At 64.8% G+C, this 24,734-nt stretch carries 26 protein-coding genes; 2 read left to right on the forward strand and 24 right to left on the reverse strand.

The genetic code is table 11. The annotated features are described in order from the left end of the window. The 8 genes from BLT64_RS16035 to BLT64_RS26050 form a co-directional block, all read right to left on the reverse strand. On the reverse strand, positions 1–479 hold a 479-nt coding region (locus tag BLT64_RS16035; RefSeq protein ID WP_367888672.1), incomplete at its 3' end, for a glycoside hydrolase family 19 protein. Then, positions 476–685, reverse strand: coding sequence for a hypothetical protein (locus tag BLT64_RS26435; protein ID WP_074988170.1), 210 nt, complete (start codon positions 683–685; stop codon positions 476–478). The genes BLT64_RS16035 and BLT64_RS26435, both read right to left, overlap by 4 nt. Then, positions 682–969 (reverse strand): hypothetical protein, encoded by a 288-nt coding sequence (locus BLT64_RS16040; RefSeq protein ID WP_011750014.1) that lies wholly within the window; start codon positions 967–969, stop codon positions 682–684. The genes BLT64_RS26435 and BLT64_RS16040 overlap by 4 nt, the downstream gene beginning before the upstream one ends. A 9-nt stretch (positions 970–978) precedes the next feature. Then, positions 979–3,288: a metallophosphoesterase gene (locus BLT64_RS16045; protein WP_011750013.1), complete on the reverse strand. Its 2,310-nt coding sequence runs from the start codon at positions 3,286–3,288 to the stop codon at positions 979–981. A gap of 274 nt (positions 3,289–3,562) precedes the next feature. After that, positions 3,563–3,919 carry a hypothetical protein gene (locus BLT64_RS16050; RefSeq protein ID WP_011750012.1) on the reverse strand — a complete coding sequence of 119 codons (357 nt, stop codon included), beginning with the start codon at positions 3,917–3,919 and terminating at the stop codon, positions 3,563–3,565. Continuing rightward, on the reverse strand, positions 3,916–4,173 hold the full coding sequence (locus BLT64_RS16055) for a hypothetical protein (RefSeq protein ID WP_011750011.1): 258 nt from the start codon (positions 4,171–4,173) through the stop codon (positions 3,916–3,918). Before BLT64_RS16055 ends, BLT64_RS16050 begins: the two co-directional genes overlap by 4 nt. Next, positions 4,170–4,985, reverse strand: coding sequence for a Rha family transcriptional regulator (locus BLT64_RS16060; protein WP_011750010.1), 816 nt, complete (start codon positions 4,983–4,985; stop codon positions 4,170–4,172). Before BLT64_RS16060 ends, BLT64_RS16055 begins: the two co-directional genes overlap by 4 nt. Positions 4,986–5,060: 75 nt before the next feature. Next, positions 5,061–5,216 (reverse strand): Arc family DNA-binding protein, encoded by a 156-nt coding sequence (locus tag BLT64_RS26050; RefSeq protein WP_081465082.1) that lies wholly within the window; start codon positions 5,214–5,216, stop codon positions 5,061–5,063. A gap of 80 nt (positions 5,217–5,296) precedes the next feature. Between BLT64_RS26050 and BLT64_RS16065 the strand changes: the two genes are divergently transcribed. Next, positions 5,297–5,596 (forward strand): Arc family DNA-binding protein, encoded by a 300-nt coding sequence (locus BLT64_RS16065; protein WP_011750009.1) that lies wholly within the window; start codon positions 5,297–5,299, stop codon positions 5,594–5,596. Positions 5,597–6,079: 483 nt separating this feature from the next. Further along, a complete protein-coding gene (locus BLT64_RS26440; protein ID WP_139171641.1) occupies positions 6,080–6,475 on the forward strand; it encodes a Rap1a/Tai family immunity protein in 396 nt (131 codons plus the stop codon). On the opposite strand, the gene BLT64_RS16075 is transcribed toward BLT64_RS26440, so the two are convergent. From BLT64_RS16075 to BLT64_RS16145, 16 genes are all read right to left on the reverse strand, one after another. After that, positions 6,465–9,764: a hypothetical protein gene (locus BLT64_RS16075; RefSeq protein ID WP_011750006.1), complete on the reverse strand. Its 3,300-nt coding sequence runs from the start codon at positions 9,762–9,764 to the stop codon at positions 6,465–6,467. The genes BLT64_RS26440 and BLT64_RS16075 overlap by 11 nt on opposite strands. Positions 9,765–9,781: 17 nt before the next feature. After that, positions 9,782–12,397: a lysozyme family protein gene (locus tag BLT64_RS16080; RefSeq protein ID WP_011750005.1), complete on the reverse strand. Its 2,616-nt coding sequence runs from the start codon at positions 12,395–12,397 to the stop codon at positions 9,782–9,784. Beyond that, complete coding sequence (locus BLT64_RS16085; RefSeq protein ID WP_011750004.1) at positions 12,397–12,948, reverse strand: hypothetical protein; 552 nt, start codon at positions 12,946–12,948, stop codon at positions 12,397–12,399. Before BLT64_RS16085 ends, BLT64_RS16080 begins: the two co-directional genes overlap by 1 nt. After that, the gene (locus tag BLT64_RS16090) at positions 12,948–13,415 is read right to left on the reverse strand and encodes a hypothetical protein (RefSeq protein WP_011750003.1); all 468 of its coding nucleotides are present in this window, start codon (positions 13,413–13,415) and stop codon (positions 12,948–12,950) included. The genes BLT64_RS16085 and BLT64_RS16090 overlap by 1 nt, the downstream gene beginning before the upstream one ends. 1 nt (position 13,416) lies before the next feature. Further along, on the reverse strand, positions 13,417–15,456 hold the full coding sequence (locus BLT64_RS16095; RefSeq protein WP_011750002.1) for a phage tail protein: 2,040 nt from the start codon (positions 15,454–15,456) through the stop codon (positions 13,417–13,419). After that, a complete protein-coding gene (locus BLT64_RS16100) occupies positions 15,456–16,064 on the reverse strand; it encodes a phage connector family protein (protein ID WP_011750001.1) in 609 nt (202 codons plus the stop codon). Before BLT64_RS16100 ends, BLT64_RS16095 begins: the two co-directional genes overlap by 1 nt. A 50-nt stretch (positions 16,065–16,114) precedes the next feature. Then, entirely contained in the window at positions 16,115–16,417 is a 303-nt protein-coding gene (locus BLT64_RS16105) for a Gp49 family protein (RefSeq protein ID WP_011750000.1), read from the reverse strand. 57 nt (positions 16,418–16,474) lie between these two features. Beyond that, positions 16,475–16,783: a hypothetical protein gene (locus tag BLT64_RS16110; RefSeq protein WP_041530401.1), complete on the reverse strand. Its 309-nt coding sequence runs from the start codon at positions 16,781–16,783 to the stop codon at positions 16,475–16,477. Between the two features lie 7 nt (positions 16,784–16,790). Beyond that, the gene (locus BLT64_RS16115) at positions 16,791–17,219 is read right to left on the reverse strand and encodes a Bbp16 family capsid cement protein (protein WP_011749998.1); all 429 of its coding nucleotides are present in this window, start codon (positions 17,217–17,219) and stop codon (positions 16,791–16,793) included. A gap of 57 nt (positions 17,220–17,276) precedes the next feature. Further along, on the reverse strand, positions 17,277–18,308 hold the full coding sequence (locus BLT64_RS16120) for a major capsid protein (protein WP_011749997.1): 1,032 nt from the start codon (positions 18,306–18,308) through the stop codon (positions 17,277–17,279). Positions 18,309–18,311: 3 nt separating this feature from the next. Further along, positions 18,312–18,968, reverse strand: a complete 657-nt coding sequence (locus tag BLT64_RS26900; protein WP_011749996.1) for a hypothetical protein — start codon at positions 18,966–18,968, stop codon at positions 18,312–18,314. Further along, on the reverse strand, positions 18,961–19,290 hold the full coding sequence (locus BLT64_RS16130) for a Bbp19 family protein (RefSeq protein WP_011749995.1): 330 nt from the start codon (positions 19,288–19,290) through the stop codon (positions 18,961–18,963). Before BLT64_RS16130 ends, BLT64_RS26900 begins: the two co-directional genes overlap by 8 nt. Continuing rightward, entirely contained in the window at positions 19,287–20,963 is a 1,677-nt protein-coding gene (locus BLT64_RS16135) for a portal protein (protein WP_011749994.1), read from the reverse strand. The genes BLT64_RS16130 and BLT64_RS16135 overlap by 4 nt, the downstream gene beginning before the upstream one ends. Before the next feature lie 6 nt (positions 20,964–20,969). Further along, positions 20,970–21,143 (reverse strand): hypothetical protein, encoded by a 174-nt coding sequence (locus BLT64_RS26905; protein ID WP_157137454.1) that lies wholly within the window; start codon positions 21,141–21,143, stop codon positions 20,970–20,972. Positions 21,144–21,220: 77 nt separating this feature from the next. After that, positions 21,221–24,445 carry a hypothetical protein gene (locus tag BLT64_RS26910; RefSeq protein ID WP_011749993.1) on the reverse strand — a complete coding sequence of 1,075 codons (3,225 nt, stop codon included), beginning with the start codon at positions 24,443–24,445 and terminating at the stop codon, positions 21,221–21,223. Next, entirely contained in the window at positions 24,445–24,699 is a 255-nt protein-coding gene (locus BLT64_RS16145) for a hypothetical protein (RefSeq protein ID WP_011749992.1), read from the reverse strand. The genes BLT64_RS26910 and BLT64_RS16145 overlap by 1 nt, the downstream gene beginning before the upstream one ends. Between the last annotated feature and the right edge of the window lie 35 nt (positions 24,700–24,734).

A 24,734-nucleotide genomic window follows, 5' to 3' on the forward strand; every position in this document is an offset into this window, starting at 1 on the left:
AGGTCGTTCGCGTCGGCAAGGCCGTTCAGGCTCGCGCGCGTCGGGTTGCCGGTAGACCAATACCAGATGGGGCCCAACCCTTCCCATGGATCGGTATTGACCGCCTCGGGATCGGATTCGAAGTCAGGGGCGCGCCTGTCCAGTTTCTGGGCCCATGCTGCGAAGGAGCGGTAGTTCGCCCGGCCGGTGATCTGAATGGGCCCCCTGCCCCGGAAACGCGATCCGTCGCCGGGTTGCGTGTTGCCCAGATCGGCGCGGCCCTCGTATCGCTTCTGCGCTGCGGTGGGGCCCCAGATTTCCCGGTCGTATCGCCATCCCGCGCTTTCGTGCGCAAGCTGGCCGAGATAATGCGCCAGCCGGTGAGGCCGTTCGAGCCCGGCGCCGACGCCGGCCTTCGCCAGCCCTGCAACGGTAGAGCGCATGTTGTCGTTCGTCGCTGTGCCGGCAATGGCCGACAGGTGGTCTGCGGTCAGGATCATGTCGTCCTCGTGGGTTGCAGCGCCTTCCAGCGGCGATGGATGCGGGCGCAGTGGTCGGGCTCGGCGAACAGCAGGTCGGCGCAGAACATGAAAACCGCCCGCCACCGGCTGGGAGGCTGGCGGTAGACCCGGCTGCACAGCGGTTCCGACGCATTGCCGCACAGGGCGCGGTTGATCAGGAGAGAGGCGGCCCACCAGCGGGTCATGGCGGCCCCCTGTCGATCTTGGCCTCGATCTTCCGAACCGCATCGAGGATCAGCAGCAGGCGCTCATCCTGGCGGGCGGACAGCTGCTCCATCTGGCGCAGCCGGGTTTCGTGGCCGGAAATGGCGGTCTGCATTTGCAGGATGCTGCGGTCGAAACTGTCGGCCCGCTCGCTCAGCCGGCCGCCCCAGACGAACAGCGCGGCCGCCATGCCGGCGCCGGTCAACAGGGTGGCGCCGAGCGATATGATGTTGCCGAGGCTCACGCGGTTATCGATCTGGGCCATGGCCGCCCCTCACACGACGGTGGTCGAGATGAGCCGCCAGCTCACCCACGATCCGCTGTTGCAGACCCGGTAGTAGATGAGCCCGCCGTCACCGACCGCGCGGGCGATCCAGATCTGGATCTGGTTGGCAACGGCTACCGGCCGGCTGGAAGGCACCGCGGCGGGGTTCAGAACGATGAAGATGCCGCCCGATCCGGTATAGGGCAGCCCGGTGATGGTGGCCGCAACCGCGCCAGACGCGATACGATAGATCCCGGGTTCGCCCAGGGTGTTGACGTTGCCGTTTTCGCCGATGAACCCCTTGTCGAACAGGGTATTGTCCAGGCCGAGCGCCGCCAGCAGGCCCAGCTCCGGCAGGGCGTTGCCGATGAAGCTTTCGGGGGCGAACGCGCGGCCGTCCGATCCGCGCACGGTGAGCACGTCCCGCAGGCCAGATACCAGCCCCGTGGTGCCGAGCTGGAACGCAAGCTCACCTGTCGGGTTGCCGTCCAGCCCGACCTCGCGACGCACGCCCCCGCGCCCGGCGAGATAGTTGCCCGCAATGTCGTTGTGCGCATCGGTTGCATCCGGCACGGTTGCCGAGGCCGGCACCCACCAATCGATACTGAGCCCGTCGCCCGCCTTGGCATCATCCGGCCCGAGCTCCATCAGCACCATGCGCAGGCCGGGCCTGAACCCCTGGTCCGATGTCCAGTTCGGCGCCTCGGGCGTTCCCGCGTTGTGGCTGTTTTCCCTGATATCGCGCTGGATTTGCAGAACGCCGTCGAAACTTGGCCAGGACGCCTGCGCCGCATAGCGCCCATCGAAGTCGGGAACGCCCGCGCCGAGGTCCAGCGGGTATTTGTAGGTAATCGGCACATCGCGCCCGGCCAGCCAGCTATGCGTCGCGGCGTTCCACATGCGCACGATCGCGGAATTCGAGCCCCGGCGATATTCGATCACGCCATAGGGCCGCGCCGCGGGGGCTCCGGTTTCGGTCATGCGAGGGATATGCATGTTCACGCTGAACATGCGGGTGCCATAGGCGTCGTAATAGTTCGGCAGATCCTCGGGCCGCGCGATATGGCCGCTGCACACGAAGGCCACGTTGTCGACGCGTTCGAGCGAGGTGACGATCCGGTCGCAGACGCTCTTGTATTGGACCGCTGCCGAGTCCTCGACGTAATCGGCATAGCCATAGAGTGGCTGGTGCAGATAGACCTCGATGTTGCAGCCGGCATTGCGCTGCAATATCTGGTCGAACCAGTAAAGCGTCGTCGTGTGGATGTTGCCGCCGCCGTCGCCGGCCATGGTGCCCATGAACACGCGCAGCAGGTTGCCCATCCGAACGGTGAAGAAGCGCCGCCCGATGTAATCCATATAGGTGTGCTGGGACCGGGCGTATTGGTGCTGGGTCAGGCCCGCCCCGTCGCTGTCATGGTTGCCCGGGATGAAATAGACGCGCGGCAGCGCCGTGCGCGCCCACAGCGCCGGCAGCAGCCGGTCGTAGCTGTAGACCGCCGAGATGTCGCCGGTATTGTGCTGGGTCGCCCGCTCGACGATATCGCCGACATGGCAGATGTCATCGACATCCCCATGCCACCGCTGCATGTCGTCGAACACATCCAGCACCGCGTCGATTTCGGCAGGATATTCCAGCCGCGCCTGCCAGTCGCCGGTGAGGATCGACTTGTGAACCGTGCGCGGATGATCCCAGCCCGGCAGGCCCGGAATGGTCGTCGACCCCGCGCGGCGGATATAGAGCCGGTCGACGACATGGATCGCGGTCCCGTCCGGCAGCAGGTTCAGGATGCCACTCTGCGCCGCTGCAAGGAACGCCTCGCGGGACTGGAAGCCCAACCCATAGGCCTGCGCCATGGCCGCCGCCGCCTGCGCCTGCGCCGCATAGCCCGGGGCGTCCAGCGCGGCCTGCATCGCCGCCTCGCCCCCGAGTTCGGACGACACGGGCAGGGTCAGCGACCGTTCCGCGCGCTCCGAAACATCCTGGATCTGCATCACCACCAGATCCAGATCGGATTCCACCTGCCCGGGGCGCACCCTGCCCTGGTCGTTGTAATCCGACCTCTGGGTGTTCGGCACGGCGCGCAGGAGATAGATCGTGTCGCCGGGCTCGATCCCTGCCGAGATGACGACCGTGCCGTCGGCGGTCCCGATTCCGGTATGGCCGATGCCGGTCGTCAGGTCGGTTTCCTGCCCGTCCCGAACCCGGATGACCCGCAGGTGATCCTCGTCGAGCAGAAGGAACTTGCGCGGAAACGTCCCGCTCGTCCCGGTGACGTTGAACGGGCCTGCCTTGTTCTTCGCGCTCTCTACCGTCATCTTCGCCTGCCTGCATGGGGTCAGGCGAAGGGTAGGAACCAGAAGTCGGGCGATATATGTTGGCGGGCGTCAGTCGATCAGGGGATTGCGGCCCATCAGAGCCATGATTACATTCTGACTGCGCAGAGGTGAGGCCAGCCTTGCGAGGCTGGACATAAGGGGAATTAGACCCCGGTTGGTTCGGGCTCTGCCTCTGCGTGAAGTCTTAGACGCGCTGCCGAATTCGCAAAAGCCCCGCCGAAGCGGGGCCTAGTTGGCAGTGATTTCAGTTGGTTCAAGCGATGAGCGCGCGGGCCTCGGCCCAAAGGCCGGGGCAATCCTCCTCGCGTGGCAGATCGTGGAGGCCGCCAGTTGACCTCGCGAACATCTTCGCGGCGAAGTCCCGCAGATTTTGCGGCGGCATCCGGGCGATTTCGTCCTCGATGTCGGTCTGCCGCTGCGAGAGTTCTTCGAACTCATCCTCCGGCATGTCGTGATCGTCGCAGGCCGAAATCACAATCTTGGCGTGGGCCTCCCACTCCCTGAACAGCCGCATCACCGGCGTATCGGCCGGGTCGATGACGCACAGCGCCGAGGCCGGGGCGGCAGCCAGAGCGGCCGGGGCCGCGGCGAGAAGGGTGCGGCGGTTCATGCCGATCCCTCCAAGCCTTGACTGGCAATGAAAGCCGCAACACGGGCCTGCCCCTCATCGACGTGGCGTTCAAATTCGGATTTGACGCCCAGGTCATCAGCAAGCAGTGCGGCGATGCCGCCGATCATGATGAATACTTCCTTCGTGCCCTGAATGAACTGCATCAGGTCGCCCTTCGGCATGGCGCGATTACTGGTAAGCGCCAGACCCGCAATCGCGGCGAGATGCTGGGCGGGGGTGACTTCCTTGCTCATTTCCCGCTCCCGATCAGTGCCTTGGCCCGGTCGAACGCGACAGAGTTGCGGAACGCGGTCAGTCCATAGGCGTCCACGATCATCTTGAGCAGCGAGACCTCGCGCTGCCGCACGATCATGGCTTGCTGCGCCTCTACCGATTGCCCCTTGCTGTCGATGTATTCGAAGCCGTCCTTTTCCAGCACGTTCTTGAGAATGCCTGATTTCAGGCCGATCTGGGTCGCCAGCACCTTCTTGTGGTGCATCAGCCCCCTGTCGCGCAGAATCCAGCCGGGACGGTTCACCTTGACGCCGTGCTTGTTGCAGAAATCCGTGATCCGGCAGACGCCCTCCTCGGACAGATACGCCTCGTAGGCGTCCACCTTCGGCTGCATGGCGCTGATGGCCGCGTCCTTCGCGCGATTTTCGATCTGCAAGGCGCCGTTCTCGCGGACCTTAGCGAGCAAGCCCTCAAGTGCCTGCTCGTAGGTCTGCGGCAGGGCGAAGCCGCCGCTGGCCTTCTCCTGTTCCAGCTCCTGCCAGCGGTCCACCAGGCGAGCGGTGAACTCGGGGCAGAGCTGGGCGACGACTACAAAGCTGTCACGCTTGTTTACTTGGTAAATCGTGCCGGGACGCCCGCCCGAGGACTTTTCCCCCATTGGGGTAAAAGTGATGATACCGCGCTCGGACAGCCTCTCCATCGACTGTTTCACCTTGTCGTGGCGGCTTTCGACCAGTTCCGCGATCTCGCGGCTGCTCATGGTCAGCGGCTCGCCCGAGGCGAGGGCGGCGACAGGGACGTTGCCTTTCGGCGTGCTTTGCTCCATATTCATAGGCGAATTCCTTCTCCACAGCGGGGGTTCATCTGGCCGGTGTCAGGGTTGCCGCCCTGCCCGGCCGTTCTCGTTTCAAGCCTTGGCATCGTCTGCCTCCATGGCTTGCCGGATCAGGCTGATGAGAAGATTGTTCATCGACCGATCCTCGATCTTGGCCTTCATCTTCACCCACATCTTCAAGTCGGGCGGCAGACGCAGACCGAAGGGCGGCTCTTGGGGTCGCTTCATGCTTTCTCCTTTCTTCTAATAGCAGCTATCTTCTATTAGAAGGCATTGCCTGTCAAGCGGTCTTTCTACAAATAGAAGCCATGACCGATTCTGCGCCCAAACAAGAGCCGCCGTATGGCCTCCGCATGCCGCCCGATCTTAAGGCGCGCGTGAAGGCTGCCGCCGAGGCGAACAATCGCAGCATGAACGCCGAAATCGTGGCGACGCTGGAGGAAAAATACCCTCCACCCAGCCTGGCAGAGTTCGAAGAGGCAAGCGCCCTGACCATCAAGGACGGCTTGACGCGGCGGGCGCGGCTGTTCAACGAATGGGTGACGATCCGCAAGGAGCGCGGCGGGCTGATGGTCTACCACGATGACACTCAACCCGGCGAGCCTTGACCCATGTCCCTAGTCCGCAACGAGCGCCTAAAGCTCGCCGCCAACTTCCTGAACGCCCTAGGTATCGGCCTGATCGGCATCGCCGTCTTGCGCCCCGTAGTGGAGGCGGGCGACCCCTCCTACACGACCTTGGCGGGCTGGTCCTTCGCGGGACTGGCAATTCACGCCGCCGCGCACTATATTCTAGGCTATCTGAGGTAGGAGCCGGCCATGACGTTGTTCGACATCATCGTTCCAGTTGCCGCCCTCGCCGTCGCGGGCGCGGTGGTCCTCATCGTCCGCGCGACCGACAAGCCCGACAGCGGCAAGCACCACCCGGCTGAGTAATCATCCTGTTCGCGGCTCTGCTCATGCCATCCGCATTAAGACCCCTACAGGGGCCACGGGGCCGCTTCCGGGCGGCCCTTTGCTTTGAGGGGCTTGCAATCCCTCTGCAAAATTGCGCTGTATGGGATACAGACGTGTCGCAGGATGGAGTTCAGAATGCTTCGCTGGATAGTTCCAGTCGTTTTCGCCGCCGCCGCGACTCCAGCAACTGCCGAGATTGACGGCAATAAGCTTCTCCGGTTCTGTGAAAAGCCCAAGGACACACCGGACTATGCCTTTTGCGTGGGCTTCATCACTGGCACGACATTGAGTGCGGACTATACATCAATGACCGCAGCTCTCGCAGCGGGCATAAACCTGGACGACGAAAGGGCGTTCCGTGGGTATCATGCTATGGTCGTAGGGAACTGCCAAGCTAAGGATATGACCCCTCAGCAGGCAGTAGACGTTACCACCTTGTATCTTAAACAAAATCCGAACGAGAGGCATTATCCGGCGGCGGGCTTAACTTTGACCGCGCTAGAGAAGGCTTTCCCGTGCCCTAGTCGCTAAGGCTCTCCTTCAACGGATTGACGATCTGCCCGTCGATCAGCCAGCGCCAATAGGGCAGGCTGGCGAAAGGCGTCATGCGTCGCAAGGTGCCCACGTCGCCAGCGGTCATGTCCAGATCGCCCCGCGCAGCGCGCAATCCCATGCTCATCAGACCATATGCGCCCTCTCCCAACTCATATGTCGGCCCGAACATGCTGGCATAGCCCGTTCTCGATGCAAACCGCGACGCGGGTGCCTTCTGGCTCTTGCCAGGGAAGGCCGCGGCTGCGGCATTGTAGATCCCAAACCCGCCTGCCTTCTCCAGCGCATTGTTGACCTCGAACGCGAGGGAAAAGATGCCGGACCTGTCCAGGCCCTCTGCAACCCAGGTGCCTGGGTTGTCCGAGATTTCGCGCCCGCTTTCGAGCTGCTTGAGCATGTAGATGAACGCACCGATTGCGGACATGCCCACCACGCCGCCCCAGAACCGGGTCTGATCTTCTTGCAGGCCGCGCAACAGGACACGCTGATTTGAGGCCAAGGCGAAGGAGCGGAATTGCAGAGCCATCCTGCCGACCGTGGTGCTGGCGAACAGCGGCACGTCCGCAACGCCCTTGGTGACGATGATGCTGTCCACGTCCTTGTTGATCGCCGCGCGCCAGGAACGCACCATGTGATCCATCTCGGCTGGCCACACCTCGGAATTGGCGACCCGCACCCCGTCGATCACCTGGCCATGCTCGCGGAACAGCCGACCCAGCAGCGGGGCGCCGTCTCTGCCCAGGCCGAGATAGGCCATATATGCCTGCTCCGCTTTGGGCAGGGCGTCAAAGCCGCGGTCTGCGACAATCTCGGCGTTCTTCAGGATACGGTTCTGCGTCATCGTCGCGGCCAGCGTTTTCTGGAAGTCGTTCCAGTGCAGCAGGCCGGTCATCTTCGTGAAGCCGACCGATGCGTTCTGGAGGAACCGTTCAAAAGGCGAGCCTTGCGCATAGGGGTCGGTCAGGTCGGCCAGCGTCGCGAGGCGAGAGTGCAGGATCTTCTCCGAGATGGCCCCGGCCTCCTTGGCCTCCTTCTTCGCCAGCTTGATGCCCTGCATGTTCCTGATCAGAGGCTTGAGCCCGTCCTCCATGTAGGATTTCAGCCCATGGACCATGGCGGGCCGCACCGCATCCGTGAGCGATGAAATGGTGACGCCGCCAAGGGTGCGCAGGTAGTTGAAGGTCATTGCCGCATTGGCGATCCGGCCGAAGGCGGTGGTCTGGGAACGCGCGTTATAAGTGCCGCGCAGCATGTCCCGCACAGCTTGGATGTCCTCAATATCAGACTTTTCCTTGGCGGCGAGTTTCGCCAGTTGCTTCTGCTTGGCCGTCTCTGGCAACTCGGTGTTCTTCTCCAGTTCGGCGCGGATCTGGGCGTATTGATCGCGGATGGTCTTGATCTGATCTTTCATGGTGACGCTGCCGAAACGCGTCTGGAGTTCAACGTCAGCCGACATGACGCGGGCATACCGGCGCATGATCAGATCGGCATTGCTGTCCAGGAACTTCTCGACCAGTTCGTCGGGAATATGAAAGGTTCGCTCCGCCAGGGGGCCGCGCTTGGTGGGAATTATATTCGACGGCAAGTCGGCATCGAGCGCGCGCCCGGTGACCACTTCATAAACGCTGTCCACAATTTCATCGAGGTATCTCTTGCGGTCGGCATCGGACAGCCAGTCGTATTCTCCGCGCCGCCCCAGGGCTTCCAGATCGGCGTCGATCTTCGCCAACTTGGCCAGATCGGCCTCGTCCAATTCGCCCACGACGCGGCCGGCCAGCGTGTCCACGCCGGAACGGAACGCTCGCATGGCATCATCGGACATCACATCGGCCACGCCGCGGGCAACGCCGTCGGACAGCGCCGACGCATCGGCCTGCCGTCCCGCCATGCTGCGCTCGATGGCTTCTCGTGCGCTGCGCAGGCTGGCGGTCGCCTTGTCCGTCTCGGCCGCCGCGCGCTGCGCCGCCGCCGTCACCTGCCCGTCGAAGTAGTTGCGCAGGATCTGTTTGAATTCGGCTTCGTTCGCCTCGATCACCGGGCGATTCCAGACCCGCGAGAAATAGCTCTCTGCCGTGTCCACGCTGACTCCCTCGGGCAGCAGCCCGGCCGCGACGGCCCGATCCTTCAGAGGATCGAACACCTTGGCGCGAATCGAGGCCGCGGCTTGGGCAACCTCGGGAATGTCGCTGCGGTCTCCGCGGCGCATTGCCTGCCCCACAGCGTTGTTGAATTCGGTGCGGGTCATGGCCACGCCGCGCTTGCGCATGGCCTTATAGGCCTCATTCATGTCCTCGACGGTCGAGCCGACGGCGCCGCGGGTCCATTCCTTCATCGAGGTTTCCGCCGCGGCCTCGCCCTTCCCTTCGAGGTTGCGCTTCAGATAGACTGGGTTCTCCATCAGTTGCGAGGCAATTTCCCGCACCGCGACAGACGGGCTGTGCAGGGTGCGCAGAAGCGGGTTGAGCCGCGCCGTGGCCTTCGCCGCCTTGCTGGCAGACTTCCCCGCCACACCGAAGTCATCGAGGGTCACGGCTGGCGCCGCCGCCGCGCCAGCACTTTCCGGCTTGGCCATGATCGAAAGTTCGGCGTGCAAGGCATCCGTAGCGGCATCGAAATCAGGACGGGCGGCATCCTCCATGAGCTTCGATGCCGCCTTGTATTCCGAGCGTGACATGAGCGCACCGGCCCCGGCACCAAGGAGCGCGCCCAGCACCACAGATCCGCCGATGGTCCAAGCCGATTCCTCTGCCGTGCGGGTCTGCTGCGTCGCCTGCAATCCGGCCTCCTGGACCGCGGCGGAAACGCCGGCCGCCGCCCCGACGGATAGCGCCGACTTTGCGGCGGAATAGCCGATCTTGCCGCCGGTGCGCGCCAGGACGCCGCCGGGAAGAAGCGTCGGTAGGTCGGCAAGGCTGGCGCCGAATTGCGAAGCCGTTCCCACCCAACCCGATGCTTCAAGGATGCGACGGTTCCGAATTTCTCGGTCGATGTCGGATTTTATCGCGGCCGCGGCCTTGGCGTTGAACGCGCCCTCAAAGCGGTCCATGTGATCCTCGTATCCGGCGATATCATCGAAGACGTTGTAGTTTCGGTCGATGTCATAGAAATCGCCCTGCATCCTCGCCCACAGCGACTCGGACGCCAGCGCGGACCCGACCATGTTGTCGCGCTCAAATGCCGCCCCGAGAGTTTGGGACAGGGACGGATCGAGTCCAAGCCCGGCGGGAACCTTCGGCGTTCCAAGAACGGTATCGCGATCAATGGGCATGCTGCTCTCCCTGAAAATCAAAAGCTGACGGCGGCAGCGCCATAGAGTGGCGAGTTTTCCATGAGTTCCTTACCTTGCTCATGAAGTTTCATCAGCCGGTCACGCTCCTTCATTGCCTCGGCCTTCCGAGCCGCCAGGGCCTCGTCCTGCGACGGAGGCTCGGCATAGAACGGATGCTGCGCCCGCTGGACCTTGCCCTCTCCATCCACGAACCAAAGCTCATAGCGCGGCGGGCGACCGGCCTGCACATCGGCAGCCGTGTCGTCGTATGCCTGGAGGAATACCTGCTGAACGAAGCCCTCCTCCGGGGCGATCCCGGCCTCTGCAAGCGCAGCGCGCGCCTGATCGCCGATATAATCGTGAGTGCCGTCCACCCCCGCCGGATAGGTCACTTCGGGCGGCAGGCGGGTCACGGCGCCAGAACCGGAAGGCAGGTATTTCGAGGGGCCATAGAGCCGCCGGAACCGTTCTCCAGCAATCACCTTGGCCTTGTCCTGGTCGCCGCCAGCGTCATAGAGCGCCTGCTCCAGTATCTCGCCATACTCAGACACTGCCGCAGATTTTTGCAGCTCATTTTCACCGAGGGCCGGCGCACGGCTGAAAATCCCAGCATCGAAGATCGCCCGCACGCTCTCTGGCGTGGCGGTGTCCTTGATCCACTTCTTTGCGCCCTCGGACTTCAACAACGCATCACGCTCGCGGCGCTTTTGCGGGTCGTTCAAGTCCATGATCTGCTTTGCCGCTTCGTCCTGCGACAAGCCCAGAACGCCGGTCGAATGATTGAACATCGCCACCTTGTCGGCGATTTCCGACCCTCCCCCGCGTCGCCCGAAGGCAGCAGGATCGAGGGAATGGAGGCGCGATGCCAGGATAAGGGCATCCTTCAGATCCCCGGCGCTCTGGCCCGACAGGGCGGTGCGCAGCGCCCCCATGATCGGCGCAGGGACAAGTCCGGTCTGCTCGACAATCCCAGCCGCCAGCGCCCCCGCGTCGGCGCCGTCAGGCAGGCTGCTGGACATCTCGTTCCAGAGGTTATCGACGCGCTTTTTTCCGTCGGCGCTGTATCGGTCGACATGCAGCCCGCCTTGGCCAAAGGACAGCACGTCGGCACGGGTCTGCTGAACGACCTTGGTCTTTTCGTTGAAAGAGTTCAGCAAGGTTGCCTTGGTGCCCTCATCAATGCCCAGGTTCACGATTTCCTGAGCCGTAAGCGTCGGATCTGCGGTCGCGATCCTGAGCCTTACGTTGTCCTCGACCTGCTGGATTTGGGCCTTGACTGCGGCTTGCTGCTTGGTCGCCCACGAAGCGACGCCGCTGGCGGCCGTCTCGCGCACCTGCGCGGCGAGGTTGCCGGGAAGGGTGTTGATCGCAGAGGCAACCTGGGGGCTTAGAGCCACCGCCCCGCCCATCTTCCTGGCGGACCATGCCTTCAAGTCAGCGACACTCATGCCGCGCAGGAATCCGTTCGCCTTAATCACCTCCTCGGGAAGGATGGTTTCCACAGCCGCGCCATCATCGGCGGAAAGAATGGAGTTCGCGCCGCCGGGGCCGAGGAAGTGAGCCAGATAGACATTCCCCGGCGTTGCGGCATGTCCCGACCTCAGCAGCGCGGCCGAGTTTTCCGCAGCATACCGCTTTGTCATCTCACGCGACAGGGCAGCATCGGATCGAAGCGCCAGAATTTCGGCATCCGATTTGCCGGCCGCAAGGTCCGGGCGGTAGGATTTCACCGTTTTCAACCAAGTGCTGTCGATGAACTGTCCCAAGCCCGATGCAGTAGAATTGGGGTTCTTGGCGGTCGGGTTCCCGCCGCTTTCCGCGCCGATAATACGATCTGCCACCTGATCAATCGCGCCACCGGCAGATTGCGCCGCTGCGATCGCATCCCGGCCCGCCGCCTCGCCCAGGGGGCCGACGAGTGCGCCGTGCAGGTTCATCAGATCGACTGCGGAAAACTTGTCCGCATTCGTCGCGACGAACTCGGCCGCTGCGACGGGATCGTTCTGCATCATGTTCAGGGACGTGAGGCGGTAGACCTCGGACTGAACCCGGCCCAGCTCCTCCTGCGTCTGTTCTGGAGACCAGCCTTGGCGTGCCGCTTTTTCCGCGACCTCGTTTCGCGCGATCTGCATGGAACGGTCCATCAGTGCGGGGTTGAGAACCGCGTCATCGGCTGCCGCCTGAATACGGGCGTCGGCTTGGCTGTCCAGATAGGTGATCCGCTCCCGCCCGGCGTGCTGGTCGATGTCGAGATTCGCGGACTGGAGTCGGCTATCGAGCGCGCGCTGCGCCATCTCCTTCGCGGCCGGGCTTAGCCCGCTCAACCGCTGGTCATAGGCACGTTGTAGGCCGTCCATGGCCGCCTTGCGACGGGATAGAGCATCGCCACCCTGGGCATAGAGATAGCCCTGCTCGGGGTCGTAGAGCGCCTGTCTGACGGTCTTTGCGAACGCAGTATCCGCCGCCTTGGCGTCGGCCTCGTCCACGTCGGCCTGCCACTGGTCGAACATCTGCCCGACATCTGCCAGTCCCTTGGCGACCTGCCCGAAACCGGACTGACGCGCCGCCACGCCCACGGGGCGCTGCGCCTGCACCACCTCGCGGCGCTCATATTGCGGAACCCTCATTGCCATCACGCATACCTCGGAGTTGCACGGTCACGCGCCCACTGGCTGTATTTCTCGCCCACCTTGGCGCCGGTCGACAGGATCGTGCTGGCCGCGCCCCAGCGCCCCTGCGACAAGGCATTGGCGCCCTCGGTGCGGCTGTTGGCCGCCATCTGGGAATAGTTGCCCGCCTGGTTGCGGAAGTTCTGCCGGATGGCGAAAGCGTCGTCCTCGATGGCGGCCTTGGTATCGTCCAGCAGTTCGATGGCCGAGGCGGAGCTGACATCGACGCCGTTCGCCGCCATTGCGACGCGCTGCTGCGCCAGCACGGCCGCCCCGGCCCGGCGCTGGCGGTCGGATTCGTCCTCGCCCTGGCGCAGCGATTCCCGCGCGGCGGCTTCCTGCTGGCGCGCCGTGGCCTCGGCTGCGGCCTGAGCCGCCCTGCCCGACTGGATCGAGGAATAGGCGCCGACGACGCCGGAGCCGACGGAGAACAGCGAGCCCAGGCTGCTGAACAGGCCGCCTCCCCCGGACGAAGTGGCGGCGGTCAGTGCGGCGGTCAGCGGATCAAGGCACATCAGTTCATCTCCATCTCGAAATGCAGGAAGCGATGCCCCCGCAACACCACCGTCTTTTCCGCGTCGAACCGGAACCCGATCCACCGAAGCCAGCGCCGCGCCACCAGGTTCTCCTCGGCCACCAGGTTCCAGAGCCGACGAAAGTCCTGCCCCAGCCACTCCACCCCGACCCGCGACCCCGCCACGAACTCGCGCCGCACCTGCGGCCGGTCCACGGCGCGCGTTGCCAGCGCCCAGGGAAAGCCGGTATCGGACATCGCCGTTGCCGCCTTCACCCCGAAGATACAGACCAGATCGCCTTCCATGTATGCTGCACGGCATCGGCGGGATTGCGCCGCCAGCCGCAGCAGGTCATGGCGGGCGTCGCCCGTGCCCATGCAATCCAGCTCCAGGCGGTCGATGGGGCGCAGGCGCGGCAGCAGGGCGTCGATCACGTCGGCGGTGATGGGCGCGACCGTGACCGCCATGTCAGTTCCGACCTATCGACAGCTCGACCGAAACCGCCAGCACCGTCATGGGCAGCGGATAGTCCTGGCGCAGCGTCACTGTGCCGTCCCGGTTCCATTGCGCCGGCACCGTCAGCTCATGCATGCCGGTCCAGAGCGGGATTTCATCGGCAAGATCGCCGCCGGTCTGCACCAGCTCGCTGGCCCGGCCGTCGTCGGTAACGACCTTCACCCCGCGGGTGTTCTCCATCTGGATACGCACCGCGCTGACGCTGTGCGGCCGGCCGCGCGCCGATCCGACATCATCGAACTGGATGGCGGGCGGTAGCGTCTCCATCTCGGCGGTGAACGGCAGGCCTACATGCACCACGCCAGCGGCGTGCGGCAGGGTGACCGACCCGCCCTCGACCGTCAGCCCCGTGACGACATCGCCGTCGGCCAGGGCAATGACCTCCCTGCCCTCCAGGTGATCAAGGCCGCTGATCGTGGTGGTGGCCGACCCGGAATAGCTGATGCCGCAATCGACGAAGAACGCATCGGCCGCCGTGGCGAAATCCCGGTCGTCGAAGCGTTCGACATAGCGCCGCTGCTGGCCATCGATAAGCCGGCGCACGATCAGATAGGTGGCGTCGCTGGCGCCCTCGGGGATGCAGGCCACGCTTTCGACCGCGCCGTCGATATCCATCTCTGTCCACGCCCAGACCTGATGCTCGCGCTTGTAGGTCAGCGCCAGCAGCTTGCCGTTGTCCAGCACCACCCAGATGATCGACCAGGGGTTCTTGGCCATGGCCCAGCCAACGATCCGGCGCCCCTGCAGGAAGTGCGAGGCGAAGATGGCCAGATCGTTGCCCGAGTATCCGTCGCTTTCATAGGCATAGCGCAGATCGCGCACGCCCCGGCCGGAGCGGTCGACGAACAGCACCGTGTCGTCGGCCACCAGCGGCTTGACCGTCGCGCTGCCGATATAGCCGTGCTGGGTGACGATGGGATTCAGCGCGTCGAAACCGCCGTCAGGCCCGGAAACGGAGAACTCGCCCGCGCTGGTGAACACCAGCAGCTCGCGCAGCTGGAGCATGGCGCGGATGCGGTTCAGCTGTTCTCCGGCCATGTCGAACTCGGCCCGGTCGGAGGAGGTCATGTTCTGCGACCGGGTGAAGTTCAGGTAATCGCCGACGCGGGACAGCCAGACCGTCTCGGGCTGCGCATCGCTCGCGCCGAAAGCAAGGCGCTGCTGGTAGATCGAGACGACCGAGGGATATTTGCCCGCGGCATCGAACAGGCTGGCCTGAACCGGCGGCGTCACGGTGCTGTCGGGCGAAATGTTGTCGTCGCGGAATGACGTTCCGGTCGTGAAACCGATATAGCCCGGCACGCCGTTGCGCATGCGATAGACCCGGTATTCCGTGGCTCCGGTGACCGCGGAGAACGCGATGTCGTTCCAGGCGCCCTCGATGCTGAGCAGTTCCGCCGCCGTGGTGGCCAGCGGCGCCGAGGCGAAGCTTTCGACGCCACCGACCACGGCCGTCACGCGATAGCGATAGGTTTCGTCGCCGCTGTTGCGCGGCGTCACGCTGCTGATCGTCGGCGCCGCCACGGTCGGGTTGATCGGAACGGTGGCGATGCTCCAATCCGTCTCGCCGTTGCGCATGATGCGGCGCGGCGCAACCTGCCGGTGGGCGGCAAAGATCACGTCGACGGATTGCACTGCATCCAGCGCCTGCGCCTGGGTCGCCGTCCATGGCGTGGCAATGGTGTAGTCCACGCCGCCGGACTGGAGCCGCGCGCCGTTCTTCACGAACCCCATTTCGTTCTGGCCCATGATCAGGATCGAGGCGTCGTCGGCTTCCCGCACGAAGGGCAGCAGCCGGTGGCGATGCGCGCTGTCCATGACCTCGCAGACGAACCGCAGGCCCGGCCGGTTGCTGACGCCGCCGTGGGCGTGGACGAATACGTTGCGCCCCTTGCGAAGCGCACTGTCGTAGCGCGCCAGATCGATGCGGCCCCAGAGCGCGGGGCCGAGAACGCCAGAGGCGAATGTGGGCTGGATACGCGCGGCCGGCATCAGTAGCCCCTCACGCGCAGCTGCATGGGATAGAAGGTCTGTTCCGTCGCCGGCCGGCTGTTGAAATCGGCCACCATCGCCTGATCCAGCAATTCCGACGCCTCGCGCTTGGCGCCGGTGACCTTGGCGGCGTCGCGGGTGATCGGCATCGCGATGGCCGCGGCGAGATGCGCGGCCAGGACATCGGCAAATGCCGAGGTGAATACCGTCGGGTCCGTCTCGTCTCGCGTGTATTCGATCACGGCGCCGGGCACGTCGGAATAGATCGAATCGGCAGTCAGCTCACGCAGCGTGTCGGGCGATTGGCCCAGCTGCATCGCCATGCGCGCCGCAGTCACGTCGTTCACCCAGCGGATCGCAGCCATATGGCCCGGCCGGGCATAGCGATAGGTCCACGCGCCGGCCCGGTCGTTCAGCGTCTCCTCGACCAGCTTTTCCCGCCGGGATGCAAAGACCCAGGGCCAGCGTTCCAGCAGCGAGAGGCGGATGCGGTCATAGTGCAGCTTGCACTGCTCGGCCTCGGGCGACGTATCCTCGAATGCCGTGATGGTTCTCGACCCCAGATAGGTCGTCAGCGCGACGTTGCAGATGGCGATGGCGGATTGCATCGGGGGCTCCAAGGGCGGGATTGCGAGGGCGGCCTGCGCCGCCCGCCGCGTCAGACTTGGCTCAAGCGCTCACGCAGAAGGTAGCCTTCAAGGCCCCAGATCTTGTTGCGAGCGTTGTCACGGGCAATCTTCCGGCCGATGTTGGCGTCGAAGTTCTCCGGGCTGGCGGCGGCGCTTTCTCCGGTGACGATGTAGCCATTCCGCAATGTCAGCGCGCAAATTGTCAGGGTCGTGCCGGGGAAGACGTGATACATCTCCGAAACGATGGTTGCGTCGATGGCATCAGGCGTCAGGCGCGGCGCAGTTTTGCCGGTCGCTTGGATTTCAGCTTCGATCTCGCTTTCGTTGGTCATGTCGATCTCCAGATCAATCTGAGGGTTAAGCCCGGCCCCGAGCGGGACCGAACAATATCAGTCGGCGTTCAGCCTCTCGGTGACGCGCTCGATCATCGTCTCGCGCTTCATTGCGTGATGGGGCTTCTCGCCCAGGACCGTTTCGTAATGCGCGCGCAGCTCGTCGTCGGACATGGCGGCCATATCCTTGGCACCGCCCGCCTGCTCGGGCGATTGGCCCGTGGCCTCGATCACCTCGGCTTCGGTCGCCTCGCGCATCCAGCGCCCGGAGAACAGGCCCGCCTCGATGCGAAACGGGCCGTCCTCGGGGGCGTGCCAAAGCCGGTCGGGCGATTGGCCCCGCGACTTGGCAACGACCCAGATCATGCGATCATCAGCCATTGGTTTGCAGCCCCGCAGCGATGCCGGCCGTGATCCGGCCCGCGCTCGGCTCGCCGACCACGACATAGTTCAGGCGCATGTAGCGCTGATCCGCGCCCGGCGGGATGACCGGGATCGGGAACTTGAAGCCCGCCTTGAGCTGCGCGACCGGGATCGCGGGCGAGGCGGCGACGACCTTCGGACTGGCGAAGGAATTGGCGGCGGCCATCTGGACCTGCACCGTGACGCTGGTGCCGCCGGTGAAATCCTCAACGACCTGCACCAGCAGCGGGATGTCGTAGTTGCCGCCGATGTCGCGGGTCAGCTTCACAGGCGACAGGACAGGCTGCGCCGTGTCGCCGAGGTCGATGTGGTTCGTCGAGACGGCGGTGGCGGTGATGGCCTGCGCGTCCGAGAACAGGTTTTGTGCGTCGAGATGCATGGCATCCTCCTGTCGGGGTTGTGGTGAAGCCCGGCCCGCTCGGAGCCGGGCCTGTTCTTACGGGAAGACGATGGCAGCCTCGGCGTTGCTGATCGCGTCCAGGCGGCGCACCGGCATGTCGCCCCACATGGTGACGCGCTCGCCGGCGACTTCCTCGACCCGCAGCTGGACGTTCTTCTTGTTCAGCGCCTGCTTGCGCAGGAACTTCGCAACGGTGCGGCCGACATAGATGACGGTCTTGCCCTCGACGAGGTTGCCCTTGCTGTCGATGCCGACGCGGCTGGCCGTGTCGATCATCTCCTCGGCGTCGATCATCAGGTCGAGCAGGTCGGCGCCGGTCGCCGCGTCCTTGGTCAGCGCCGACACGTCGATGTTGCAGATCCGCGCGTTGCCGCGCCAGTCGCCCACCGACAGGCCCATGTCCCATTTCAGGTGGTCGACGAGGGCGCGGAACTTGCCGCTGCCATCCTGTGCATCCCAGAGCTGGGCGCCCATGTCCTTGTGAGACAGGCCGGCCGCCGAGCCCTTGGGGTAAAGCAGCGTGGTGGCGCGCGGCCCCCAGGTCACGAACCAGATCGAGGTGTTGTCGGAGCCGGTGCCGCCGGCATTGATCAGCTGGCGGCCCGAAGCCACGGCGGGATCGTCGTAGCGCACGTCCAGCCCCATGAACCCGTCGGGGGTCACGGCGGTCGAGCCATAGATCATGTTCCGCGCCATGAACTGGTTGAAGCCTTCGATCAGGCCCGACATCTCGGACGCGCGGAACGCGGCCTCGTTGCCGTTCAGCTTGGCAAGCGCCTCGTCGACGACCGAGAACTCTTCGGCCATGCCAGTGGTATCCACGACCTTGGCGGTGGTGGTCTTGCCCTGCTTGACGCCGGCGTTGTAGCGGCGCCATGCCGGCTCGGGAATGCCGGTGCGGATGACGTGCTGGTGCTTGGTGCCGTCGTTGCACTCGGTGAACACCGCATCCTTGAGGATCGGGTTCGATTTCTCGGCAAGCTCGATGATGTTGGCGATCTTGCCGTCCGGGTCCGTGCGCGACAGGATATCGACAAGGCCCGGATTCTGGATGTTCAGCTCGGCCATGGGTTATTCCTTTCCGTTGCCGTTGCCATAGAGCGCGTCGGCGAAGTTCCGGCGCGTCGAAGTGCCTGCCTGTCCGTTGACGACAGTGGTGTCGGCCACCATCTGCCCCACCTTCCAGAAGGCGCGCACAACGTCCGGGTGGCTGCCCAGCCCGGTTTCGTCGAGCAATTGCCGCAGTTCGGGCGTGCCGACCGCCTCCAGGCCCTTGATGGCCGTGGCGACGTTGGCGTCGTATTTCTCGCCCCCGAACTCGGTGTCCTTGCGCAGATCGCCGGCCCAGGCATCCAGCTGGGCATCGCGCTGCGTGATCATCTGCTTTTGGGCATCGCCCGCGAGCCGCGCCTGGCGCATCGCCGCCTCGGTCAGCGCATCGCGCGCCGTGGCGTTCGGATTCGCCTTGAGCCATGCGTCCATGTCGCCGGCGAAGGCATCGAAATCCGCCTGGAACGCCTCGGCCCCCTCCGGTGCCGCGAGGGAGAAGGGTTCGGCGCCCGCCTCGGCGTCGCCGGCCTTTTCGGCATCCTTGCCCTCGGCGCCCTCTTGCTCGGCAGCCGCATCCGCAGTCGCGGCGGTATCCGTCACATCGGCGCCGGCCTCTTCGGTGGCGGCCGCCGCGGTGGCTTCGGTGGTATCGGTCGAGGCATTGGCTTCCTCACTCATCAGCTGTTTCCTTCTCGGCTTGCTGTTCGGCGGCGAGCTGGATGCGATCCATCAGCTCGGCGTGTTCGATCTGCATGGCGGCGAAGGCGCGCACGTCATGCGGGAAGATGCGTTCGTTCAGGATCATCAGGCCGACCTCGCGTTGGCCCTCGCGGAATCCGTCCAGGTCGTTGCCGTAATGGGTGCGGGCGAACACATGGCAGCGCTCAAGGATCGACCACATGACCAGCCGGCCCTCGCGGGTGCCCAGCACCGTGCCCCACGCCTGCCGGACCTCCAGCGCCCGGCGCTCGGCGATGATTTCCGAGATGCGCTCGGTCATAGCGCCGCCCCCCGTTGCAGGGCGTCCATGCCGTTCAGTGTGGCCTCGGAAATGAGCTTTGCAGCCCCGGCCATGGGCTCCGCCGCCTCGATGGCCTGCGCCTGCGCCGCGGCACGCGCTTTGGCTTCGCGGACCTCGCGCAGTTCGTCGGGCGACAGGAGGATGCCGGGCGGGCCGCCGACCTGATCCGCGAACTCGCGCATCATCTGCTCACCGTCGATCATGTCGATCACGTCGGGCTTGATCTGCGCCAGCGTGCCGGCGAATCCGATAGTCCGTTCGATCGCACCGATGCCGATGGCCTTCTGCGCCTGGGCCAGCAGCGAGATGTATTCGACCTTGATCGGGTTACCCACGATGCCTTCCGGCGCCTCGGGCAGAATGTCTGCCTCCTGCATATAGGCGAACGTCGCCTCGATCAGCGGTTGCAGCAGCTCATGGTCCAGGCTTTCCAGCACCGGACCCAAGGCCATCAGCTTTTCCTCGTGGCGCTCGGCAATCTCGCGCGCCGTGATCTGGCTGCGCCCGTCCAGCGCCAGCGCGGTCATCTGGAACAGATCCTTGTAGAACGCGACCTCGACCCGTCGCTGGCTTTCCTGAATGTCGATGATCAGGCCCTGAATGTCGGGGCGCACCTCATAGGCCGGGCGGATACCGCCGGTGGAAAGGTCTTGCGTTGCCATGGCCGTGAAGCCGCCGGGCACGTTCTTGAAGAACATGCCGCCCTGCACCGCCCCGCCGATCAGGGGCGGGTTGTGCATCTTCTGGATCGCGATGGCCTTCTGCTCCTGCGACACCTGCAACGAGCGGGCATCGCCGAGCGCCACCATGCCGGGAGACGACGCCGACCATGCCTCGCCCTCGACCTGTTCCCAGCGCGGCGCCAGCAGCGGCTTGACCCGGTGGCCGCCGATCTGGAGGAACTGCCCGCTCGGCGCGTCCATCTCCCAATAGATCGAGGCCCAGGGCCGTCCACTGGACTGCATGGCCTTCGGATCGCCGTCGGCGCGCTTGTCGATCATGTGGCAGATGGTGAAGGTCTGGTAATACTCGCCCGTGTCCCAAGCCCGGCGAACCGATTGCGAGACGGCATCCAGCCCCCAGGTTTCGACGATACCGCGCACCGGCATTTTCAGCTCGCGATACAGCGCGATCACCCGGCCGTTGCCGTCCTCGCCCAGCCGGAAGCGCCCGACTTGCAGGTTGTGCCCGCGCACCACGTCCTCGAAATCCGGCACCACCAGATTGGCCGCGGTGCCGTAGAGGCCCAGATCGCCATAGGTGGTGTCCAGCATGCGGTAGATGTTCGAGCCCCGCATGACCTCATACATGCGGCGCTGGACCTCGTGCAGCCAGTCCTTGACCTCGAACTCGGCTTCGTCAGCGGTGGAGCCGCGCAGGCCCAGCCGGAACCACGGCCGAGACGGCGAGGTCACGCCCGACATGAGCCCGGCGCGCAGCGTGCGCAGCGCCATCTGGGCGGTATTGTCGAGGATGCGCTTGTTGATGGAGGAATCGCTGCGCCGCTCGCTCGCCTCGAACCGGCCGCGCGTCGGCTGGATCGCATCCCGCAACTCGCGGAAATGCCCCTGCCAATAGTCAAACTCCTGGTTCATCGCCTGCCGGCGATAGTCCAGGGTCTTGCGCAGTTGCTGGTTGACGATGGCGGCCATGAACGGTCAGGCCCCCAGAAGCGTCTTCTTGCCGTCCGGGGCATAGGTCTGCCCGGCGGCTTCAGTCAGGATGGTGCCCTGCCGGCCCGATTTCGAGCGGGGGCGCGACGCGGTGTTGAACACCGGCGCCTTGCTGGCCTGGTATTGCGTCGGCTCAGGAACATCCGGGGTGCCGCACATGATAACCTCTCGATTGCTTCGAGGGCATCATGCGAGGCGGGACGCGGGTGATATATGTTGGCCTAGCGCCCAATCGGTCAAAGCGTCGTCCGATAGGTGAGCGAGCCACGGAAGCGCGTCGTGTCCCCGATCTGGGTTTCCGTCAGGGACGCAACGCCCGTGGTGGTCTGGCGGCTAAGGGTCCACACGCTGCCGTTGGTGGAAATCAGCGGGGTGCCATCCGTCAGGGTCGCGAAGTGCATGAAGATCGGGAACGCGTTGGGTGTGTTGCAGTCGAACGGTATGCCGCCCAACGTCAGGATGCCCGTCTCCGTGCCCTTGCTGGTCAAGGTGAAGTCGAACCGCACCGTCACCATTCCATCTTCCTGCACGACAAAGCTGCCTTGCCGCGTGCCGTAGGTGATCCCAGTATCAACACCGCCGATCAGCAGAGATGGGGTCCAGGTGTTTTCGTATCCACCCCAGACGGCCTTGCTGCCGTCCGGCTTGCGGTTGCCGCTCCATGTGACTTGGCCGCGCGATCCGTAGGCCACCACTGAGGCCGGGTTCTCGATCACGCAATCCCGAATGGTGGCGCTGGACGCATCGCCGATCAAGGCAATGTGGTTCGCAACCTGCGGGTTGTCGGGGATGTAGACGCCATCCAGAACGATACTGGACGTGTCCTCGACGCGAAAAGTCCGCATGTCCCCTCCGGCCCGTCCCATGAGCGGCAAGCGCCCGCCTCGGGATTTGGCAACGCTGTTGTTGCGCAGCCGCACCGCATTGCGGCCTGCATACATCATGCGCGTCAGGTCCAGATCGTCCACCCGGCCATAGTTCAGGTCCACGCCGTGGAAGCTGGACCGCGTGGCGCTCTCCACACGCGCCGCATGGGCCTGTCTGTCCGCCACCACCAGCGCCCCCGACGACACAGGGGCGGTGAGCGGCGCGACGGATAGCTGCACGGCCCCGACGCAGTGCATCCGCGTGGACGTGGCCCGGACAGCGCCGATTTGCAGCGGGCATCCGGTTTCGGCCCTGACCAGACTGGGGGCGGCCAGATAGATCACCGTATCCCCGACTTCCGCATCGGCCGCGACGGTGCCGATAGTCTGGCTGTTGCCCAGCAGTTCGATAGCACGGCTATTCGGGCTTCCCCAGCCAAATGCGTAGTTGCTCGTATCGCCCGAGTTGCTCTGGTTCCGGCGGTCCTGCCGCTGGTCCAGCAGGCTCAGCCCGCCCGAAAAGTTGATGATGGTGACGCCGTCGCCGCTATGGCCGTCCAGTTCGAACGCGCCCCAGCAGTATTCGTATTCGATGCCGCGATGCGAGCCGAGCGACGACAGACCCTTGATTTTCACGCTGCCATAGACGCAATCCACGAACACCGTGCGCTGATCGGCCGGGTTCGCTTCGTCGGCATAGATGCACTGCGGATAGTTCACAGTGATGTTGGCACGCAACTGCCGCTGCCTCGGCTGGCGGGTGCCCGGCTCGAAATCCTGCGACCCTTTCGCCGTTCCCATGCCCTTGATGTAAAGCTGTTCGGACCCGAGCGCGGAGTTCACTTCGGACGCCTTGGGCGAATGGATCGTGATCCCTTGCCACAGCAAAGGCTTATGGCGCGGGATCGCATAGGCATCGCAGTTGTCGCCGCAGGAGATGGACCCGAGACTACCGCCATAGTTAACGCCGGTCGCGCCACCCGCCACCTTGATGCCGTCAACGCCGAACACCTCGCCCGGCCCGGTGCCCGCCAGATCATAGGGTTGGAGGAAATTATACCCCATGTTGTTATCCAGCGGCGTAATGAACCGGATCGTCCACCAGCAGGAATGGTAGGTTTCGATGATTTGGCAAGTCCGCTTGTCGAGGGTTTCGTCATCACCGAACACGACCGTTGCCGCTGCGCCGGAACCGCCGCCGCCAACGAAGGAGACGGTCGGGCGCTCCGTGTAGCCGGTGCCCCAATCGGTGACGGTGACGGCAGTAACCACGCCGCCCTCGACCGTGGCGGTGGCCTCGGCCGGGTAGGTGACGCCCGGACCGCCGCCGGTGAAAACGACAGTGGGGGTCGAGGAATAGCCGGAGCCGCCATTCGTGACCGTCACGCCCGCGATAGCGATGCTGTCCGGGTCGTATTTCGCGCCCCAATGGAGTAGGATCGGCATGGCGCTGGATACGTTGGTCCGCCCCCAGACGCCGATTTCGTAGTTCGAATGCTCGATACCCGCGAACCCGGCGCCCAGGATGGACCCTGCCGAACGCTGGGTGATGGTGCCGATCTCGTTGCGTTGCACAGCAGCCCGGACCACCTTGACCCGGATGTGCATGCCCTCAAGAACCGGCTGCTCGGTCGGCAGGTAATAATCGCCAATCCGCCACACGGTGCCAAGCTGGCCGTTACCACTTTCTTTGGGGGTTGTAATGGAATATTGACCAATGAGCCTAAACCCATGATTACCGGGAACGCCGAGTCCCGTGCGGCCGTGGAAGAACTCAAGCCCCGAGGTTGAGCGTCCGTTGGTGTCGCGGTTGTAGTTGAGCCACAGGACCGCGCCGAAATCATCCTCGGACAGCCACAGCGCCGTGGGCCGAACCGCGCCCTCAATGTAATACGCACCCGCAGGAAAGACGAGCGGCTGCCCCATCGCTGCCGCATAAGCATCGGCGGCGACGATGGCAGCGCGGTCATTGGTCCCGCCCGTCCTGACGAAGCCGTAAGCGTCGGTCAGCACGCCGCCCGAGCCCCGTATCTGCTGCAACTCGTATTCCAGATCAGCCCGCGCCCCGAAGTGCTGCGGGGTGATCGGCCCATCCGGGACCAGCATGATCCCATCGGCGGAGATGGCAGCCGGGGTGTAGGCGATGGGGCCGACTGCCTGACGGTAATCGCCGACGCCGGCAACGCTGATGCGGCGCACGTCGCCCAAGTTGGTCAGCGCAATGTCGGCGCGGGTCGCGAAGGGCACGAACGGCGGCAGTTGCGCGGCGGTGGCTTTGCGATCCGCATCCTGCGCTACCGCCTTGACCGCCGCCGAATCCAGCGTTGCGAACTCGGGCACCACCTTGAGCAGCGTGACGTAGACCGAGACGCCCTCGCCCCGCGCCCAGATGATTTCGGCGCCCTTCACGGGCCACATCATCGAGCCGTTCATGGCATGGCCGTTCGCGACATCGCCCCGCGGCGGTTCGCCGTCGGCGACGGCCAGCTGCACCGCGCCGTAGGAATCGATCATGGCCATGGCCTCGCGGCCCTTGGCCTCCGCGATCTTCTGCCAGCCCGAGGAAAGGGTGATGCGTTTCGTCGCGCTGGCCATCAGGTCACCGTCAGGTTGGTGGGGGTTGCGGCACTGGCCCAGAGGTGCTGGGCGGCTACCAGAGGCAGATCGGTCTTGCCCGTGACGCGATGCCCGGTCTGCGGCGGGATGTCGGGCGGGATGGACTTCGCGCCCACCGTGACGGCCAGGTTGAACTGCCCGGCGCCCTCGACCTTCACCACCTGCCCGTCGGCGCGCCCGCTGGCGATGCGCGTCCAGGAATTGCCCACCGTGAAATTGTGCGTCGTCGCCATGGCCCGCCCGTCATTGTTCGGGGGCAGGATATGGA

Origin of the sequence: Paracoccus denitrificans, assembly GCF_900100045.1 — a bacterium.
In the GTDB taxonomy this organism is placed as follows: Bacteria; Pseudomonadota; Alphaproteobacteria; order Rhodobacterales; family Rhodobacteraceae; genus Paracoccus; species Paracoccus denitrificans.

Bases quoted from the DNA above. Each gene is read 5' to 3' on its own strand.
- BLT64_RS26435 (WP_074988170.1), bottom strand. From the start codon at position 685: ATGACCCGCTGGTGGGCCGCCTCTCTCCTGATCAACCGCGCCCTGTGC.
- BLT64_RS16040 (WP_011750014.1), bottom strand. From the start codon at position 969: ATGGCCCAGATCGATAACCGCGTGAGCCTCGGCAACATCATATCGCTC.
- BLT64_RS16045 (WP_011750013.1), bottom strand. From the start codon at position 3,288: ATGACGGTAGAGAGCGCGAAGAACAAGGCAGGCCCGTTCAACGTCACC.
- BLT64_RS16050 (WP_011750012.1), bottom strand. From the start codon at position 3,919: ATGAACCGCCGCACCCTTCTCGCCGCGGCCCCGGCCGCTCTGGCTGCC.
- BLT64_RS16055 (WP_011750011.1), bottom strand. From the start codon at position 4,173: ATGAGCAAGGAAGTCACCCCCGCCCAGCATCTCGCCGCGATTGCGGGT.
- BLT64_RS16060 (WP_011750010.1), bottom strand. From the start codon at position 4,985: ATGAATATGGAGCAAAGCACGCCGAAAGGCAACGTCCCTGTCGCCGCC.
- BLT64_RS26050 (WP_081465082.1), bottom strand. From the start codon at position 5,216: ATGAAGCGACCCCAAGAGCCGCCCTTCGGTCTGCGTCTGCCGCCCGAC.
- BLT64_RS16065 (WP_011750009.1), top strand. From the start codon at position 5,297: ATGACCGATTCTGCGCCCAAACAAGAGCCGCCGTATGGCCTCCGCATG.
- BLT64_RS26440 (WP_139171641.1), top strand. From the start codon at position 6,080: ATGCTTCGCTGGATAGTTCCAGTCGTTTTCGCCGCCGCCGCGACTCCA.
- BLT64_RS16075 (WP_011750006.1), bottom strand. From the start codon at position 9,764: ATGCCCATTGATCGCGATACCGTTCTTGGAACGCCGAAGGTTCCCGCC.
- BLT64_RS16080 (WP_011750005.1), bottom strand. From the start codon at position 12,397: ATGGCAATGAGGGTTCCGCAATATGAGCGCCGCGAGGTGGTGCAGGCG.
- BLT64_RS16085 (WP_011750004.1), bottom strand. From the start codon at position 12,948: ATGTGCCTTGATCCGCTGACCGCCGCACTGACCGCCGCCACTTCGTCC.
- BLT64_RS16090 (WP_011750003.1), bottom strand. From the start codon at position 13,415: ATGGCGGTCACGGTCGCGCCCATCACCGCCGACGTGATCGACGCCCTG.
- BLT64_RS16095 (WP_011750002.1), bottom strand. From the start codon at position 15,456: ATGCCGGCCGCGCGTATCCAGCCCACATTCGCCTCTGGCGTTCTCGGC.
- BLT64_RS16100 (WP_011750001.1), bottom strand. From the start codon at position 16,064: ATGCAATCCGCCATCGCCATCTGCAACGTCGCGCTGACGACCTATCTG.
- BLT64_RS16105 (WP_011750000.1), bottom strand. From the start codon at position 16,417: ATGACCAACGAAAGCGAGATCGAAGCTGAAATCCAAGCGACCGGCAAA.
- BLT64_RS16110 (WP_041530401.1), bottom strand. From the start codon at position 16,783: ATGATCTGGGTCGTTGCCAAGTCGCGGGGCCAATCGCCCGACCGGCTT.
- BLT64_RS16115 (WP_011749998.1), bottom strand. From the start codon at position 17,219: ATGCATCTCGACGCACAAAACCTGTTCTCGGACGCGCAGGCCATCACC.
- BLT64_RS16120 (WP_011749997.1), bottom strand. From the start codon at position 18,308: ATGGCCGAGCTGAACATCCAGAATCCGGGCCTTGTCGATATCCTGTCG.
- BLT64_RS26900 (WP_011749996.1), bottom strand. From the start codon at position 18,968: ATGAGTGAGGAAGCCAATGCCTCGACCGATACCACCGAAGCCACCGCG.
- BLT64_RS16130 (WP_011749995.1), bottom strand. From the start codon at position 19,290: ATGACCGAGCGCATCTCGGAAATCATCGCCGAGCGCCGGGCGCTGGAG.
- BLT64_RS16135 (WP_011749994.1), bottom strand. From the start codon at position 20,963: ATGGCCGCCATCGTCAACCAGCAACTGCGCAAGACCCTGGACTATCGC.
- BLT64_RS26905 (WP_157137454.1), bottom strand. From the start codon at position 21,143: ATGTGCGGCACCCCGGATGTTCCTGAGCCGACGCAATACCAGGCCAGC.
- BLT64_RS26910 (WP_011749993.1), bottom strand. From the start codon at position 24,445: ATGGCCAGCGCGACGAAACGCATCACCCTTTCCTCGGGCTGGCAGAAG.
- BLT64_RS16145 (WP_011749992.1), bottom strand. From the start codon at position 24,699: ATGGCGACGACGCACAATTTCACGGTGGGCAATTCCTGGACGCGCATC.